Annotated in this window: 15 protein-coding genes; 7 read left to right on the plus strand and 8 right to left on the minus strand. The window is 73.4% G+C overall.

Annotated features, from left to right (window positions below):
* The first annotated feature begins 156 nt into the window (after positions 1-156).
* The 3 genes from ligD to UO65_RS11995 all read left to right on the plus strand — a co-directional run bounded on the left by ligD (position 157) and on the right by UO65_RS11995 (position 2,485).
* Positions 157-1,101: a non-homologous end-joining DNA ligase gene (ligD, locus tag UO65_RS11985; protein WP_035281791.1), complete on the plus strand. Its 945-nt coding sequence runs from the start codon at positions 157-159 to the stop codon at positions 1,099-1,101.
* Positions 1,102-1,190: 89 nt separating this feature from the next.
* Positions 1,191-1,718 (plus strand): EF-hand domain-containing protein, encoded by a 528-nt coding sequence (locus tag UO65_RS11990; protein ID WP_035281793.1) that lies wholly within the window; start codon positions 1,191-1,193, stop codon positions 1,716-1,718.
* A 101-nt stretch (positions 1,719-1,819) separates the two neighbouring features.
* Entirely contained in the window at positions 1,820-2,485 is a 666-nt protein-coding gene (locus UO65_RS11995; protein WP_035281795.1) for a response regulator transcription factor, read from the plus strand.
* Positions 2,486-2,487: 2 nt separating this feature from the next.
* Here the strand turns inward: UO65_RS11995 and UO65_RS12000 are convergent, their stop codons facing one another.
* The 4 genes from UO65_RS12000 to UO65_RS12015 form a co-directional block, all read right to left on the minus strand.
* Positions 2,488-3,756: a sensor histidine kinase gene (locus UO65_RS12000; protein WP_035281797.1), complete on the minus strand. Its 1,269-nt coding sequence runs from the start codon at positions 3,754-3,756 to the stop codon at positions 2,488-2,490.
* A gap of 35 nt (positions 3,757-3,791) precedes the next feature.
* Positions 3,792-5,039: a DUF1501 domain-containing protein gene (locus UO65_RS12005; protein WP_035281799.1), complete on the minus strand. Its 1,248-nt coding sequence runs from the start codon at positions 5,037-5,039 to the stop codon at positions 3,792-3,794.
* A gap of 9 nt (positions 5,040-5,048) precedes the next feature.
* Entirely contained in the window at positions 5,049-6,317 is a 1,269-nt protein-coding gene (locus UO65_RS12010) for a DUF1800 domain-containing protein (RefSeq protein ID WP_035281833.1), read from the minus strand.
* Positions 6,318-6,391: 74 nt separating this feature from the next.
* Positions 6,392-7,657 carry a cytochrome P450 gene (locus UO65_RS12015; protein ID WP_035281835.1) on the minus strand — a complete coding sequence of 422 codons (1,266 nt, stop codon included), beginning with the start codon at positions 7,655-7,657 and terminating at the stop codon, positions 6,392-6,394.
* Between the two features lie 214 nt (positions 7,658-7,871).
* On the opposite strand from UO65_RS12015, the gene UO65_RS12020 reads away from it, so the two are divergent.
* Positions 7,872-8,156 carry a hypothetical protein gene (locus tag UO65_RS12020; protein ID WP_035281801.1) on the plus strand — a complete coding sequence of 95 codons (285 nt, stop codon included), beginning with the start codon at positions 7,872-7,874 and terminating at the stop codon, positions 8,154-8,156.
* A gap of 156 nt (positions 8,157-8,312) precedes the next feature.
* On the opposite strand, the gene UO65_RS12025 is transcribed toward UO65_RS12020, so the two are convergent.
* Together UO65_RS12025 and UO65_RS12030 are read right to left on the minus strand one after the other, a co-directional pair.
* Positions 8,313-9,539 (minus strand): MFS transporter, encoded by a 1,227-nt coding sequence (locus tag UO65_RS12025; protein ID WP_084175487.1) that lies wholly within the window; start codon positions 9,537-9,539, stop codon positions 8,313-8,315.
* A gap of 60 nt (positions 9,540-9,599) precedes the next feature.
* Positions 9,600-10,943, minus strand: a complete 1,344-nt coding sequence (locus tag UO65_RS12030) for an acyltransferase (RefSeq protein ID WP_152552070.1) — start codon at positions 10,941-10,943, stop codon at positions 9,600-9,602.
* A gap of 234 nt (positions 10,944-11,177) precedes the next feature.
* Here UO65_RS12030 and UO65_RS12035 point away from each other — a divergent pair, with 234 nt between their 5' ends.
* Genes UO65_RS12035 through UO65_RS12045 form a run of 3 tightly spaced genes read left to right on the plus strand, consistent with a single transcriptional unit; the run spans position 11,178 to position 13,623 of the window.
* Positions 11,178-12,023: an ABC transporter substrate-binding protein gene (locus UO65_RS12035; RefSeq protein ID WP_035281837.1), complete on the plus strand. Its 846-nt coding sequence runs from the start codon at positions 11,178-11,180 to the stop codon at positions 12,021-12,023.
* Complete coding sequence (locus UO65_RS12040; RefSeq protein WP_035281807.1) at positions 12,020-12,850, plus strand: amino acid ABC transporter permease; 831 nt, start codon at positions 12,020-12,022, stop codon at positions 12,848-12,850. Before UO65_RS12035 ends, UO65_RS12040 begins: the two co-directional genes overlap by 4 nt.
* A complete protein-coding gene (locus UO65_RS12045; protein WP_052021073.1) occupies positions 12,847-13,623 on the plus strand; it encodes an amino acid ABC transporter ATP-binding protein in 777 nt (258 codons plus the stop codon). Before UO65_RS12040 ends, UO65_RS12045 begins: the two co-directional genes overlap by 4 nt.
* A gap of 9 nt (positions 13,624-13,632) precedes the next feature.
* Here the strand turns inward: UO65_RS12045 and UO65_RS12050 are convergent, their stop codons facing one another.
* Positions 13,633-14,115: a hypothetical protein gene (locus UO65_RS12050; protein ID WP_035281809.1), complete on the minus strand. Its 483-nt coding sequence runs from the start codon at positions 14,113-14,115 to the stop codon at positions 13,633-13,635.
* A gap of 257 nt (positions 14,116-14,372) precedes the next feature.
* Positions 14,373-15,377: a TerC family protein gene (locus tag UO65_RS12055; RefSeq protein WP_035281811.1), complete on the minus strand. Its 1,005-nt coding sequence runs from the start codon at positions 15,375-15,377 to the stop codon at positions 14,373-14,375.
* Positions 15,378-15,481: the final 104 nt, after the last annotated feature.

A 15,481-nucleotide genomic window follows, 5' to 3' on the forward strand; every position in this document is an offset into this window, starting at 1 on the left:
CCTGAACAACTTGCTGCAAACGGACTAACCGGCACATCGGTAGTACTACCGAGCCGCATACCTACGTGGGTGGAATACGTGGGACCACCGGCCTAGACGGTCCGGTCAGGATGGTGTTTCCCGGCGCGGGCACCGGCCGCCGATTACCGTGGCGACATGGCAGCCAAGGGGAGCCCCGCCGTCGAACTCGAGGTCGGCGGGCACACCGTGCGGATCTCGAACCCGGACCGGGTGTACTTCCCCGCGCGCGGTGAGACCAAGCTCGACCTGGCCCGCTACTACCTCGCCGTGGGCGACGGGATCGTGCGGGCGCTGCGGGACCGGCCGTGCATGCTGCACCGCTTCCCAGCCGGGGTGGGCGGGGAGAAGGTGCACCAGAAGCGGCTGCCGCACGGTGCGCCGCCGTGGGTGCGGACGGTGCGCGTGCACTTCCCCCGGTACGACCGGCACGCCGACGAGCTGTGCGTCACCCGGCTCGCGGACGTGGTGTGGGCCGTGCAGATGTCGACAGTGGAGTTCCACCCGTGGAACTCGCGGCGGGCCGACACCGAGCGCCCGGACGAGTGGCGCATCGACCTCGACCCCATGCCCGAGTGCGACTTCGCCACCGTGCGCCGGGTCGCGGGCGTGGCGCGCGAGGTCCTGGACGAACTGGGCGCGGTGGGCTTCCCCAAGACCTCCGGCGGCGGCGGGCTGCACGTCTACGTCCGCATCCCGCCGGAATGGGAGTTCGGCGAGGTGCGGCGGGCGGCGCTGGCGTTCGCCCGCGAGGTCGAGCGGCGCACGCGGGAGGCGACCACGGTGTGGTGGCGCAAGGACCGCGACCCGCGCGCGGTGTTCGTCGACTTCAACCAGAACGCCCGCGACCACACCGTCGCCTGCGCCTACTCGGTGCGCGGCGTGCCGGAGGCGACGGTGTCCACACCGATCACCTGGGCCGAGGTGGACTCGGTCGAGCCGGGGGAGCTGACGATCGCGACCGTGCCCGCCCGGTTCGCCGAGCTCGGCGACCCGCACGCGGGGATCGACGAGCACCCGTTCTCCCTGGCGCCCCTGCTGGAGTGGGCTGACCGTGACGGGGTGGACCACCCGTCCGAGTAGCGCCCCGTACCCGATTGGCGGGTGCACCCGTGCGCGGACCTGGGGAAGATCATGCCCGATTCGTCCGTGCGTGGGGAAAGGATGGGCCTGTGCCCGCACAGATTCAGGAACGCAAGCTGTCCCGGCTCTTCGAGCTGCTCGACAGCGACGGCAGTGGTTTCGTCGAGGAGAGCGACCTGGAGGACTTCGCCGCCAAGGCGATCGCCGCGGCCGGGGCGGGCGGTTCCCTGGAGGCCAGGATCGTGCAGCGGGAGGCGTCGTCGCTGTGGCGGGCGCTGCAGCAGACCCTCGACTCCGACGGCGACCAGCGGGTCAGCCGGGCCGAGTTCGTCGCCGCCGCCGACGCCGACGCGGTCACCGACGGGGCGATCAAGCTCGGCGTGGTCATCCGCGACATCACCGACATCGACCGCGACGGCCTGATCAGCCTGGGCGAGTGGGTCACCCTGGACGCCAAGCTGGGCATCCCGCGCGCCGACAGCGAGCAGGGCTTCAAGGCGCTCGACGTCGACGGCGACGGGTACGTCAGCAAGCCGGAGTACGTCCGGGGCGTGGAGCAGTTCTTCCGCAGCGACGACGAGGCCTCGCCGGGCAACTGGGCGTTCGGCAAGTACTGACCCCGCACCGCCGCCGACACCCCGACCGCACCGGCACCCGCGCGGGCGTGACCCGCGCCCGTCGCGCCACCGGCCCCCTCCGGTGGTGCGACAATGCCGCGGTGGACGCGGCGCGGGTGCTGGTGGTCGAGGACTCCCCGGCGATCCGGGAGTCGGTGGAGTCGGCGCTGGTCGCCGCGGGCCACCGGGTGCTGGCCCTGCCCGACGGCGCGGCGCTGGAGTCCGCGCTGGCGGGGTTCCGCCCCGACCTGGTGATCCTGGACGTGCTGCTGCCCGGCCGCGACGGCTTCACCCTGCTCGACGTGGTCCGCCGCACCGTCCCGGCGGGCGTCATCGTCGTCACCGCCCGCGACGGCGTCGACGACCGCCTGCGCGGCCTGCGCGCCGGGGCGGACGACTACGTGGTCAAACCGTTCGTGCTGGCCGAACTCCTCGCCAGGGTCGCGGCGGTGCTGCGCCGCTCCGGCCGCGCCGTCCCGGTCGTGGAGGTGGCGGACCTGCTGGTGGACGTGGAGTCCGGGGTGGTCACCCGGGCGGGCACCCCGGTCGAGCTGACCGCGACGGAGCTGCGGCTGCTGGCCTTCCTCGCCGCCCGCAAGGACCGGGTGGCGACCAAGACCCAGATCCTGGGCGCGGTCTGGGGTTACGAGGACTACGCGGCGAACCTGGTCGAGGTCAACATCAGCGCCCTGCGCCGCAAGCTCGAAGCCCACGGCCCCCGCCTGATCCACACCATCCGGGGCCACGGCTACACCCTGCGCGAGTAGGCCTACCCCGGCAGCACCAGGCGGAACGCGCCGCCCTCCGCGGGCAGGCAGAAGAGTTCGCCGCCGTGGGCCCTGGCCAGGCCGCGGGCGATCGGGAGGCCGAGACCCGCGCCCGCGCCGCCGGAGAAGCGCACCAGCCGGTCGAAGACGCGTTCCCGGTTCTCCTGGGCGATCCCGGGACCGGTGTCGCGCACGTCGAGCAGCGCGTGCCCGTCGGCCGCGGTGACGGCCAGGGTCAGGGTTCCCCTGCCGCCCATGGCTTTGCGCGCGTTGTCGGTGAGGTTGGTGAGGACCTGGGTCAGGCGTTCGGCGTCGGCCACCACCGTCGTGGGCGTGCCGGAGACGACGACCCGCACCTCGGGGGCGACCAGGCGCACCCGGTCGGCGTGCGCGTGGGCCAGGTCGAGCAGGTCCACCGGGGACGGGTCGAGGTCGATGCCCGCGTCCAGGCGGGCCAGGTGCAGCAGGTCGTCGACCAGCCGGGCGGCCCGGCGGGACTCGCGGATCAGGTGCAGGTGCAGCCGGTCGCGGGTCTCCGGGTCCACGTCCGGGTCGAGGACCGCCTCCACCGCGGCCTGCACCCCGGCGACGGGGGTGCGCAGCTCGTGCGCGGCGTCGGAGACGAACCGGCGGAGGCGGTCCTCGGCGCCCTCCAGGCTGTCGAGCATCTCGTTGAAGGCGCGGGCCGTTCGGCCGAGTTCGGTGTCCGGGTGGGTGGGCGCCAACCGCGCCCCCCGCCCACCCGCGGCGGTGGCGCGCGCCAGCCGGGTCATCGCGTCCAGCGGCGCGAGCGCCGCCCGCATCCCCCACAGCAGCGCCGACACCGCCGCGAGCAGCGCCGCCGCCCCGCCGATCAGCAGCACCCGGTCCAACGCGGACGTCGCACCGTCCACCAGGGCCGTGTCCACGCTGAGCACCAGCACGGCACCGTCGAGCCTGCCCGGCTCGGCCAGGGAGATCCGCACCCTGCGGACACCGGGTTCCGGCGGACCCCCGACCTCCCCGAAGCTCTCCCCCGAGGCCAGCGTCAGCCCCACCCGCACCCCGTGGGCGTCCACCCGGCGGACCAGCGCGGCGGGGCCGACGCCCTCCCGCGCCAACTGGCGCCCGAGCTGCGCCCGGTTCGCCACCAGCCCGTCCAGCCCGCGCTCCACCTGCCCCACGAACACCGTCCGCACCACGACCCCGAGCGCGATCAGCACGACGCCGACCACCGCGCAGGCCGTGACCGTCACCCGCCACCGCAACGACGCGGTCCGCAACCCGCCCACGCCCCACCGCCCTCCGCCGACTCGCCGCTGCCCGGTCAGGCGCGGATCAGGTGGTCGACGTTCCCCCGGTGGCCGTCGAGGACGCGCGCGGGGTCGGCGGCGAGAACCCTGCCCAAGAGGGTCGCGTACACGTCCCGGAAGTCCGTGGTGGCCTTGAGGTCGTCCCCGTCCAGGTCCGCCAGGCCGGGCTGTTCGCCGTGGAAGCCGCCCGCGACGGGTTCGCCCAGCAGGAAGACCGGGCCCGCGGTGCCGTGGTCGGTCCCCTGGCCCGCGTTGGCGCGGACCCGCCTGCCGAACTCGGAGTACACCAGGACCACCACGTTGCGCCCCCGGTCGGTCCCGCGCATCCGGTCGGCGAACGGGGTGAGTGCGCCGTCGAGTTCGGTCAGCAGGCGCTGCTGGGTCCCCCGCTCGTCGGCGTGGGTGTCGAAGCCGCCCAGGGAGACCGAGTAGGCCCGGGTCGGGACACCCGCCTCGATGAGGTTGGCGACCATGGCGAGCTGCCTGCCCAGGGCCGAACCGCCGCCCGCGGAGGCGCCCTTGGTCGACTGCTCGTCCTCCGGGGCGGACCGGTCCTCGCCCGCGGCGGGCTCGGCGAAGGTGTCCACGCCGCGGTGCAGGTCGGCGATGGCCTTCGCCGCCCTCGCCCGCCAGGGGTCCTCGCCTTCCTGGGCGTGGCCGAGCGCCTTGAAGGCCTTGCCCGGGTTGCCCCCGGGCAGGGTCAGGCCGTTGACCGGAAAACTGGCCGCACCGCCCTTCTCGCCCGCGAACAGGGGCGGGGCAACGGGTTCCACCGACAGCGCGTGCAGGGGGTCACCGTCCAGTGTGTCCAGCCAGCGGCCCAGCCAGCCCGTGGTGGACGCGGACCCCGGGGTGGCGGTCTGCCAGATGGCCATCGACCGGAAGTGGCTGCGGTCCGGTTCCGGGTAGCCGACACCGCGCACGACCGCCAGCCGCCGCTGGTCCCACAGGCCCTTGAAGCCCGTCATCCCGGGGTTGAGGCCCAACCCCTCCCCCAGGTCCAGCACCTCCTCCGGCCGGTACGCCAGGTCCGACCGCAGGTCCTGGTACACCGCGTCCCCCGCCGGGACGACCGTGTTCAGGCCGTCGTTGCCGCCGTAGAGGGTGACCACGACGAGCACGCCCGCGCCCGGGTCCAGCGGGGTGTCGGAGGCCGCCGTCATCAGCGTGCCCCAGTCGACCCGGGTGGCCCCCGCGGCGAGGGCACCCGCGCCCGCGACACCGGTCAGGGTCAGGAAACGCCTGCGCGTCACCGAGTCCATGGTTCCTCCTCATCCGCTCACGACGTATTCGGGGGCACACGCGGCGATCGCCACCAACTGCTTCGGGTCGCCCCGCACCTGTTCCAGCGCCGACCTGGTCCGGTCCGACCAGGAGTCCACGCCGAGCAGGACCCGCGCGTCCTCGACCGGGTCGCCGCCGACGGCGGTCAGGTCGGCTCCGGCGACGACGGCCCGGGCCAGGGTGAGCCGGGCGGCGCCCGCCGAGGTGGTCAGCCACGCCGCCGCGGCGGGCCAGCCGCCGACGCTGGGCGGGCGCAGCGGGACCTGCCCCATGCCCGCCAGTCCGATCCGGACGCGCTTACGGGTCTTGTCCGGCAGCGCGGACGGCCGCACGTCGACCGCCCGCAGCAGCCCGACCAGCCACTCCACCGGCTGTTTGACCAGCGTGGTGGCCGAGTCGCGGAAGGCGGGTTCGGCGGCGATGGCGCGCAGGGTGGCCGCGACGTCGCGACCGGGGCCGTAGGCGGCGGTGAGGCGGTCGAGGACGTCGGCCGGGGGCGGGGACGACGACACCAGCCGGAACCACAGCCGCCCCACCACGAACCCGGCCGACTCCGGGTGGGCCAGCACCGCGGCCACGAAACCGGGGGCGTCGAGCGGACCGGTCCGGCCGAACAGCGTGACCGCCGACCGGTCGTGCCGCTTGTCGGTGAACCGGGCCGCGTCCTGCTCGCGGGTGGCGCGCCAGCCGGTGAGCGCCTTGGCGGCCTCGCGGACGTCGCCCTCGCTGTAGTGGCCGATGCCCAGGGCGAACAACTCCATGAACTCGCGGGCCAGGTTCTCGTTCGGCGCGGCCGCGGTGTTGTCGTTGCCGTCGAGCCACAGCAGCATGGCCGGGTCCACGACGAGCGCGCCCGCCAGGTCGGTGAAGGAACCGAGGGCGTGCGCGCGGAAGGTCCGGTTCTGCGCGAGCATGGCCCGGGGGCTGCGCACCTTCTGCTCGCTGGTGGCGAAGTGGCCGTGCCAGAACCAGGTCAGCCGCTCGGTGGCGGTCGGCTCGGCCACCATGCGGTCGAGCCACCACCCCGCGAACCGCTCCTCCTGGTCGGCGCGGGCGGCGTTGGCGCGCTTCTTGGCCTCCTGGTTCCCGGCAGGCCGCTCCGGCGCGGGCAGGTCCGGGGCGGCGACCGGCGCGGCGGGCGCCAGGAGCCGGTCGAGGGTTTCGGCGAACCCCCGGTCGAGGTCGCCCCGGCGCGGGCCGAAGCCGAACCGGTCGAGCAGCCTGCGCACCGCGGCGCGGTCCTCCAGTGCGGTCATGCCCCCGAGCATGGCGCGGCCGACCCCCACCGCGCAGGGTGCGGCGGGGGTTCTTCAGGTGATCCGCAGGGTCCTCAGGTGAGGACGGAGATGGACTCCACGCCGTAGACGATCGACGTCTCGCGGAAGGCCAGCGGCCCCGCGGTGGGGTCGAAGCGCAGGTCCGGGAAGCGGCGGACCAGGGCCGGGTAGGCCGCGCGCAGCTCCATCTTGGCCAGTTCGGCGCCGATGCAGCGGTGCGCGCCGAAGCCGAAGGCCACGTGCGCGCTGGGTGCCCTGGTCGGGTCGAACTGCCGGATGCCCGCGCCGAGGCCGGACTCGTCGCGGTTGGCCGCGTTCAGCGAGCACGCCACCACGTCGCCCTCCAGGACGGTCTGACCGCCGATGACCATGTCCTTGCGGGCGAAGCGCAGGAACGCCACCTGCACCACGGTCAGGTAGCGCAGCATCTCGTCGACGAACGGGTTGATGGCGCTGTCGTCCTCGCGCAGCAGGGCGGCGGTCTTGTCGTCGCGCAGCAGCACCAGGGCGCCGAGGGCGAGCATGCTGGCGGTGGTCTCGAAGCCGCCGGTGAGCACGCCGTCGGCCAGGCCCGCCAGCTCGTCGTCGTCTACGTCGTCGCCGTGCTCGCGGATGATCATGCCGATCAGGCCGTCGCCGGGCTGCTCGCGCTGCTGCCGCACGACCCGCTTGAGGTAGGCCAGCGACTCGGAGATGTGGCCGAAGCCCGCGCCCGCGCCGCCGAACAGGTCGAACCGCGCCTCGGCCAGCCGCTGGAACTCCTCGCGGTCGGCGTAGGGGACGCCGAGCAGCTCGCAGATGGTCAGCGACGGGATCGGCAGCGCGAACTTCTCCACCAGGTCGACCGGGCCGTCGGCGGCGGCCATGTCGTCGAGGCAGTCGGCGATGATCTCGTCGATGCGCGGGGCCAGCCGCGACAGCCTGCGCATGGTGAACTCGGGCGTGAGGACCTTGCGCAGCCGGGTGTGCACCGGCGGGTCGGCGAAGCCGAGGCCGCCGGGGTTCTGCTCCAGCTCCAGGATCTTGCCCAGGTGGGAGAAGTCGTTGCTGAAGCCGGTGCTGTCGGCCAGCACCTGCTTGCACTCGTCGTAGCCGGTGACCAGCCACAGCCGCACCCCGAACGGGGCGGGCAGCAGGGTGAGCGGTGCCCGGTCGGCCAGTTCGTCGAGTTCGGTCACCGGTTCGAGGTCGTCACGGCGCAGCGGCACCAGCAGGTTGTCGGGCAGCAGGGACAGCGCCCGCGGGCCCACGCGCTTCAGCACCGCGCGCGCCATCGTCTTGCGCACCCACGTCAGCGCGCTTTTGCCCATGGTCACCATGTCGGCCACTCCCCACCCGGTTTCGGGGGTCACCGTATCCCGTGGTCGCTGAGACCCCGTTGAGGTCCTCCTCGCGGTGACTCTACGCACAGCTCCACCGCACTCGAACGCATGTTCGAATCGATGGTAGTGTCGTGCGGTGGGGATGATCAAATCGAGTGGCCGGACCAGCGACAGGACGAGCGATCCGATTCCCGGCGGGTCGAAAGGGGCGGTGCGGGTCTACCAGCCGTGGGCGGCGCCGGTGCGGGCCGTGGCCTACGACGACCCCTCGCTGCTGTGGGAGATGCGGCGGTGGGTGGCGGCGCTGCGCGCCGAGGGGAAGGTGCGCGCGGAGTTCTCTGTGGAGTGGCGGGAGGACGTCGCGGTGGGCGTGCTGCGCGACGGCGGGCTGATCGGGGAGGTCCGACCATCGGACTTCCTGGTGTTCGGCCGCAACGGGCTGTCGGTGCTGACCGCGGCGCAGTTCTGGCGCGACCACCGGGAGATGGGCTGCTGACCGGGACGCGCTCCCGACTCGCGGAAGCGTTGTGACGGAACAGAAGCGCGGGTTTCGACCACGACCGGCACCGCGCGGCGGTGTCCGGGACGGACAGTGCTCTGAGGCGACAACGGCCTCCCCCCGGGGAGACCGTTGTCGCGTTCGGCAACCCGGTCAGCCGACCGAGCGGACCCGCCGCACCAGCAACCCGCCGACCACCGCCACCACCGCCGTGACCAGGTACAGGCCCCGGTAGCCGGACACCGCGAGCACCGGCACCGCCAGCACCGGGGCCAACACCTGCGGGGCGGCGTTGGCGATGGCGAAGACGCCGAGGTCGCGGCCGGTGTCGGCGGCCGAGGGCAGCACGGTGGCGATCACGGCGAGGTCCACCGCGAGGAACGTGCCGAAGCCGAGGCCGACCGCGCCCGCCGCGACCGCGGTGACCGGCCAGGCGGGCACCAGGGCCAGGAACAGCGCGCCCGCGCCCATCAGCGCACCACCCACCGCGACGAACACCTTGCGCCTGCCGAGGCGGTCGGACCAGCGGCCGGTGACCAGGGCGGAGACCATGGCGCCGAGCACGGTGACGGCGGTGATGACCAGCACGCCGCGCTGCGGGTCGGCGAGGGCCAGCTCGTCGGTCAGGTAGTAGAGCAGGTACTGGGTGACCAGGGCGAAACCGAGGGTGACCAGGAAGCGGCTGGCCCACGCCCAGGCCAGGTCCGGGGTGATCTGGATGGTCGACCTCCGCCCCGTGCGCACCGGAGCGGGCAGGTCCCGCGGCTCCCGGTACCCGAGCAGGAACGGCACGACCGCCAGGACGGCCACCGCCGCGCAGGCCAAGTAGCCGGGGGCGAGGTCCTTGACGACCTGGTTGACCAGCAGCGTGCCCAGCAGCGCGCCCAGCATCTGCGTCATGCCCGCCCACCCGGCCACCAGGCCGAGCTGCGGGCGCGGCACCCGGTCGGGGATGGTCGCGACCAGGCCCGCCTGCACCGCGGAGAGCCCCACCTGCGCCAGCACCCAGCCCAGGACCAGCGACACCGCGCCCTGCGCGCCCGCCAGCGCCACCAGGCCCGCCGCCGCGACGGCGATGCCGCCCGCGACCCACGGCCGCCGACGGCCCCACCGGGTGCGGGTGCGGTCGCTGAGGGCACCGAACACCGGCACCGCGACGGCGGTGACCGCGGCACCGACACCGGTGGCCAGGCCGAGCAGCGCCGCCTTGCCCACCGGGTCGAACAACTCGGCCTGCCGGGCCAACTGGGCCTGCGCGGGCGTCAGGAACGCCAGCCACATGCCGGTGCTGGCGATCGCGTACCGCGCGGTCCAGCCCCGGGAGACGGGCGGCCGGTCGTCGACGACGACACCACCCCGGGTCGTCACATCCTCGCTCATGCGGCCAGCGTGTCCGCGCGGGCGGCGGGTGCGGCTTAAGCGGCCCTGAAAACGACCCGGTCAGGCCAGTCTGCGGATTCGGGTGGCCAACTCGGGGACCTCGGTGCCCGCCGGGCGGTGGGCGTGCAGGAGGGCCTGCCCGGCGGGGGTGCGGAGCCTGGCCGCCAGCTTCGCCGGGAGGGTCAGGGTGCACAGCAGGCCGGAGTCGTCGAAGCCCTCCACCAGCCAGCCGACCCAGGGCAGGGCCAGGTTGGTGGTGGGGCTGAAGAACGCGGGCGCGGTGCCGTCGAAGACGACGCCGTAGACGCCGAAGCGGCTCCAGTTGGTGATCGACAGGGTGCGGTTGCCCGGGTCGAACCCGATCGGCACGCACTCCAGCACCCTGGCCGGGCCGACCCGGCGGACGAACTCGCGGTTGGCCCGCAGGTTCAGGTGCCGGGAGGCGAAGGCGTCGACCTCGGTGCGGATGGCCACCGCGTGCGCGGTGCGGTCGGCCGGGGCGGGGAGGAAGACCTCGCCGACGAAGTTGCCGACGACGTCGTCGGGCAGGCCGAGGGTGCGCCGGACGTTGACCGGCATGGCGAACCAGCGCACGGCGGTGTCCCCGTCCAGGGCGCGGACGGTGCAGGCGACGTGCGCGCAGACGACGTCGTTGGTGGACAGCCCGCGACCCGCGTCGGCGGTCACCGCGGCGCGCAGGGCGTCGACCTCGGGCCGGGGGAAGTGGATCTGGGTGGTGCGGTTGGCCCGGGTGGCGGCGGCCAGGTGCCGATCGAGTTCCGCGGCGTGCTCGCCCTCGGGCAACTTGAAGCCGGGGCGGTCCGCGCCGCCCTCCGGCAGCACGGTGTCGAGGTAGGTCTCGCGGTCGGTGACCAGGTCGGTCACCGGGGGTTCGCCGCCCTCGGTGAAGGCCGACCAGGCGCGCATGAAGACCATGAACGCCGCCATGTCGCCGACGGCGTGGTGCCAGGAGCAGCCCAGCGCCATGCCGCCGTCGGAGAGCAGGCTCACCCGGACGGTCAGCAGCGGGTCGGCGCCCGCGCGGGCCCGGGGCGCGTCGACGTGGTCGACCTGGCCCGCGGCGGGCAGCGTGGCCCTGGCGATGGCCTCGGGCAGGGTGTCGTCGAGGTCGTAGACGGCCAGCGGCACGCCCGCGTCGTCGCAGGCGATCTCCAGCGAGTCGCCGGTCGAGCGCAGCCTCCCGCCGAAGGTGGGCACGTGGCGCAGCGCCCCCGCCAGCCCGTCCGCGAGGCGCCCGAGGTCGGGGGCGACCCGGTAGAAGAACACCACCGACACCGGCAGGCCGGACAGCATCATGTCGGTGAGGCTGCACGACACCACTGTCCCCAGTGGACTGCCCGAGCGCACCACCCGGGTCTCGCGCAACTGCGGCCAGGCGCTCACCGGCTGCTCCGAACGGCCGCCAGCCGAACGGATGCACCTGTGCCACAACGGTTCCCGACGTCCACGGGCCCTCCTCCTGCGCGAAGTACGCCGAACCTAGACCGCCCGGCCCGCCCGAACCAGACCCCCGGCGCCGAAAACTCCCGACCGGCTCGGCGCCCACCCGGGGGTGCCCGACCGACGCGCCGTCCCGGAGTGCGGGCACCCGGCCCCGGGTGCGCCATGATGGCCCACATGCGTACGACCGCTCTGCTCCTCGCCGCCGTCACCCTGGCGGGCGGGGTCGCCGCCTGCGCCCCCACCGACGAGGGCACCGCCCGCTCCGGCGGTGACTGCGCCAAGTCCTCGCTCAAGACCCGCACGGCGGGGAAGTTCACCTTCGCCACCGACGAACCGGTGTACCAACCCTGGTACGTCGACAACGACCCCACCTCCGGCAAGGGCTTCGAGTCCGCGGTGGCCTACGCCGTGGCGGGCAGGCTCGGCTACACCCGCGAGGAGGTGACCTGGACCAGGGTCACCTTCACCGCGGCGATCCAGCCCGGCCCCAAGGCCTTCGACGCCAACCTCACCGAGTTCTCCATCACCGACGAGCGCAAGCAGGCCGTCGACTTCTCCACGCCGTACTACGACGTGGCCCAAGCCGTGGTGGCGCTCAAGACCTCCCCCGCCGCGGGGGCGAAGTCGCTCGCGGACCTGCGCGAGGTCAAGCTGGGCGCCCAGGTCGGCACCACCTCCTACACCGCGGCGACCGCGCTCGACCCGGAGCGGGAAGTGGCCGTCTACAACACCAACGACGACGCCAAGGCCGCCCTGGGCAACGGGCAGGTCGACGCCCTCGTGCTCGACCTGCCGACGGCGTTCTACGTGACCTCCGCCGAGCTGACCGACGGCGCGATCGTCGGCCAGCTCCCGCGCGGCGGCGGCGAACCGGAGCGGTTCGGCGCCGTGCTGGACAAGGGCAGCCCGCTGACCGCGTGCGTCTCCGGCGCCGTCGACGCCCTGCGCGCCGACGGGACGCTGGCGCGGCTGGAACAGGAGTGGCTGGCCGCGGCGGGCAACGCCCCCGAGTTGAAGTGACCAGCGACCTCCAGCGGGAGCGCCTGGCCTACCGGCGCTCCCGGGCCAGGCGCTCCACCCTGGTCGCGCTGGCCTCCACGGTGGTGTTCGCCGCCGCCGTCTGGTTCGGGGTGACCGGCGCACCGGGCTGGCCGCGGGTGCGCGACTCGTTCTTCGACTGGCGGGTCGCGCTGCGCTCCCTGCCCGCGGTCGCCGGGGGCCTGTGGCTCAACGTCCGGGTGCTGGTGGTCTGCGAGGTCGCGGTCCTGGTGCTGGCCCTGCTCGTCGCGGCGGCGCGGACGCTGCGCGGCCCGGTGTGGTTCCCGCTGCGGGCGCTGTCGACGGCCTACGTGGACCTGTTCCGCGGTCTGCCGCTGCTGATCTGCCTGTACCTCGTCGGCTTCGGCCTGCCGGGGCTGCGGCTGTCCGGCGTCCCCACCGACCCGGTGGTGCTCGGCGGGATCGCCTTGGTGCTGGTGTACTCCGCCTACGTGGCCGAGGTGTTCCGCGCGGGCATCGAGTCGGTGCACCCGTCGCAGGTGGCGGCGGCGCGGTCGCTGGGCCTGGACCACCGCCGCACCCTGCGCCTGGTGGTCCTCCCGCAGGCGGTGCGGCGGGTTCTGCCCGCCCTGCTCAACGACTTCGTGGCGCTGCAGAAGGACTGCGGTCTGATCTCGGTGCTGGGCGCGGTCGACGCGGTGCGCGCGGCGCAGATCGAGTCGTCACTGGCCTACGACTTCACCCCGTACGTGGTGGCCGGGCTGCTGTTCGTCCTGCTGGCCGTCCCCTCGGGCAGACTGGCCGACCGGGTCGCGCGCCGGGCGGCGCGCAGGCAGGGGGCGCTGTGAACGTGCTGAGCGTCACCGGACTGGTCAAGGAGTACGGCGGCAAACGGGTGCTCGACGGGGTGGACCTGGAGGTCGCCGAGGGCGAGGTGGTCGCCCTCATCGGCGCCTCCGGCTCCGGCAAGTCCACCCTGCTGCGCTGCGTGAACCTCCTGGAGGACATCGACGACGGGCAGGTCTTCCTGCTCGGCCGCGACGTCTCCGACCCCAGGGTCGACCCCGACCTCGCCCGCCGCGACATGGGCGTGGTCTTCCAGGCGTACAACCTGTTCCCGCACATGACGGTCCTGGACAACATCACCCTGGCCCCCCGCGTGGTGCACGGCGTGCCCCCCGCCGAGGCCACCGCCACCGCCATGGACCTCCTGACCCGGGTCGGCCTGGCCGACCGCGCCACGGCCTACCCCGACCGGCTCTCCGGCGGCCAGCAGCAACGGGTGGCCCTGGCACGCGCACTGGCCTACGACCCGAAACTGCTGCTGCTGGACGAGATCACCAGCGCCCTCGACCCGGAACTGGTCGGCGAGGTCCTGGCCCTGGTCCGGGAGATCGCCGCGGCGGGCCGCACCATCCTGATGGCCACCCACGAGATGGGCTTCGCCCGCCAGGTCGCCGACCGCATCTGCTTCCTCGACGGCGGGCGGGTCGTCGAGTCCGGCCCCGCCGCCCAGGTCCTGGGCAACCCGGAGCAGCCGCGCACCCGCGAATTCCTGCGCCGCGTGATCGACGCGGGCCGCCTCCAGGACCCGCGGCCCGACCGGGGTGGGCGCGTCTGACCGCCGCCGTCAGTGGCTGCGTTCCGCGCCCGCGGGCCAGACGACGGTGACGGGTGTGCCACGTCGGTGGGCGGCCTCGACCACGTCACCTGTGCCGCCGCTCCCCGTCGACGGCGCGCCGTCCCAGACGGCCACGATCGCCTCGACGGTGCTGAGCACGTGTTCGCTCGCCGCCAGGTAGGCGGAACGATCCGAGGTGTCGAAGGGCATCGTGTGCACCAGGTGCGCCGCGTCGACGAGGGCGTCGAAGTCGACGGCGTTGTCGGGTTTGACCTTGCGCTCGCGGTAGTCGGCCGCGGGCAGCACGACCTCGACCACCCCGCCGAGTCCGAGGACGACACGGGCGAAGATCTGGTCGGCACCACGGGCGAGGCAGGTGACACCGACCAGGTTCGAACCCCGGTATGCGCGGAGGGTGTCGCGGAGGGCGTCGGCGATGAGGGTGGTGGTGGCGGTGGTCAGGTTGCTGTGACCGGTGATTCCTATGCGCACGAGGTTCCTCGGGAAGAGCGGTGGATGGGAACGAGATCGGTGATCGCGTCGCGGATTCCGCGCACGGCGGGGTTGCTCACCAGGACCGCTGATTCGCGGTGGAAGTCGACGAGTTCGGAACCGACGCGTCCGGACATCCAAGGGACGGCCGAGGACAGCACCTTGTCGATCAAGCAGGCGGCGCGGTCGGCGTCGTGCTGTCCGGCGGTGACCGCGCCGCAGCCGCCCGGCAGGCGGCGACGAGCCGGGTGCCGGAGTCAGCCCTGCTCCCCCTCGCGGGGCTTCGAGGCGCGCAGGGAGCCCGGCTTGGCCTTGGCCGCCGGGTCGTTGCGGGTCTTGACCAGGCTGGCCACCGTCACCACGACCAGGATGCCGATGATCACCATGAGGCTGACCGGGGTGGAGATCTCCGGGACGCTCGGGTTGATGTCCACGTGCGCCCAGTGCAGCACCAGCTTCACGCCGATGAACGCCAGGATGATCGCCAGCCCGGTCGAGAGGTACACCAGGCGGTCGAGCAGGCCCTTGACCAGGAAGTAGAGGGCGCGCAGGCCGAGCAGGGCGAAGGCGTTCGCGGTGAAGACGATGTAGGCCTCCTCGGTCACCCCGAAGACCGCCGGGATGGAGTCGAGGGCGAAGAGCAGGTCGATGCCGCCGATGGCGACCAGCACCAGGAACAGCGGCGTGGCGACGCGCTTGCCGGTGACCCTGGTGAACAGCTTGCCGCCGTCGTACTCGTCGGAGACGGGGAAGGCCTTGCGGGCGATCTTGACGACCGCGTTGTCCTCGATGTCGGGTTCCTCGTCGCGGTGGCGGAAGAGTTGGACCGCGGTGAACATGAGCAGGAGGCCGAAGATCAGGAACATGAACGAGAACAGGTTGAGCAGGGCCGCGCCGAGCAGGATGAAGATGGCGCGCATGACCAGCGCGAGGACGATGCCGAAGGTCAGCACCTTGTGCTGGTGCTCCTCGGGGACCGCGAACGTGGACATGATGATCACGAACACGAACAGGTTGTCGACGCTGAGGCTCTTCTCGACGATGTAGCCCGCGAAGTACTCGGTGCCGAACTCTCCCCCGGCGACCACGGTGAAGACCACCCCGAAGGCGACGGCCACCAGGATGTAGAACACCGACCAGGCGACGGCCTCCTTGAAGCCCACCCGGTGCGGTCGCCACGCGGCGACCGCCAGGTCCAGGGCCAACAACGCGACGATCACCGCGATGGTTCCCGCCCAGGCGAGCCCACTGACCTCCAGCACCGACAACCTCCGCGTCCGACCTGCACCGACGCTGCCGAGGGTAGTTGAATTCGGACAAATGCGCCGCGCCCGGGGGTTGACAGGGCCCGTTCGGGTGCCCTGAG

The organism is Actinokineospora spheciospongiae, from assembly GCF_000564855.1.
In the GTDB taxonomy this organism is placed as follows: Bacteria; Actinomycetota; Actinomycetes; order Mycobacteriales; family Pseudonocardiaceae; genus Actinokineospora; species Actinokineospora spheciospongiae.

What these genes read in the sequence shown, in the direction of transcription:
- UO65_RS12015 (WP_035281835.1), bottom strand. Translation starts at nt 7,657, where the DNA reads ATGGTGACCATGGGCAAAAGCGCGCTGACGTGGGTGCGCAAGACGATG.
- UO65_RS12035 (WP_035281837.1), top strand. Translation starts at nt 11,178, where the DNA reads ATGCGTACGACCGCTCTGCTCCTCGCCGCCGTCACCCTGGCGGGCGGG.
- UO65_RS12025 (WP_084175487.1), bottom strand. Translation starts at nt 9,539, where the DNA reads ATGAGCGAGGATGTGACGACCCGGGGTGGTGTCGTCGTCGACGACCGG.
- UO65_RS12005 (WP_035281799.1), bottom strand. Translation starts at nt 5,039, where the DNA reads ATGGACTCGGTGACGCGCAGGCGTTTCCTGACCCTGACCGGTGTCGCG.
- UO65_RS12010 (WP_035281833.1), bottom strand. Translation starts at nt 6,317, where the DNA reads ATGACCGCACTGGAGGACCGCGCCGCGGTGCGCAGGCTGCTCGACCGG.
- ligD (WP_035281791.1), top strand. Translation starts at nt 157, where the DNA reads ATGGCAGCCAAGGGGAGCCCCGCCGTCGAACTCGAGGTCGGCGGGCAC.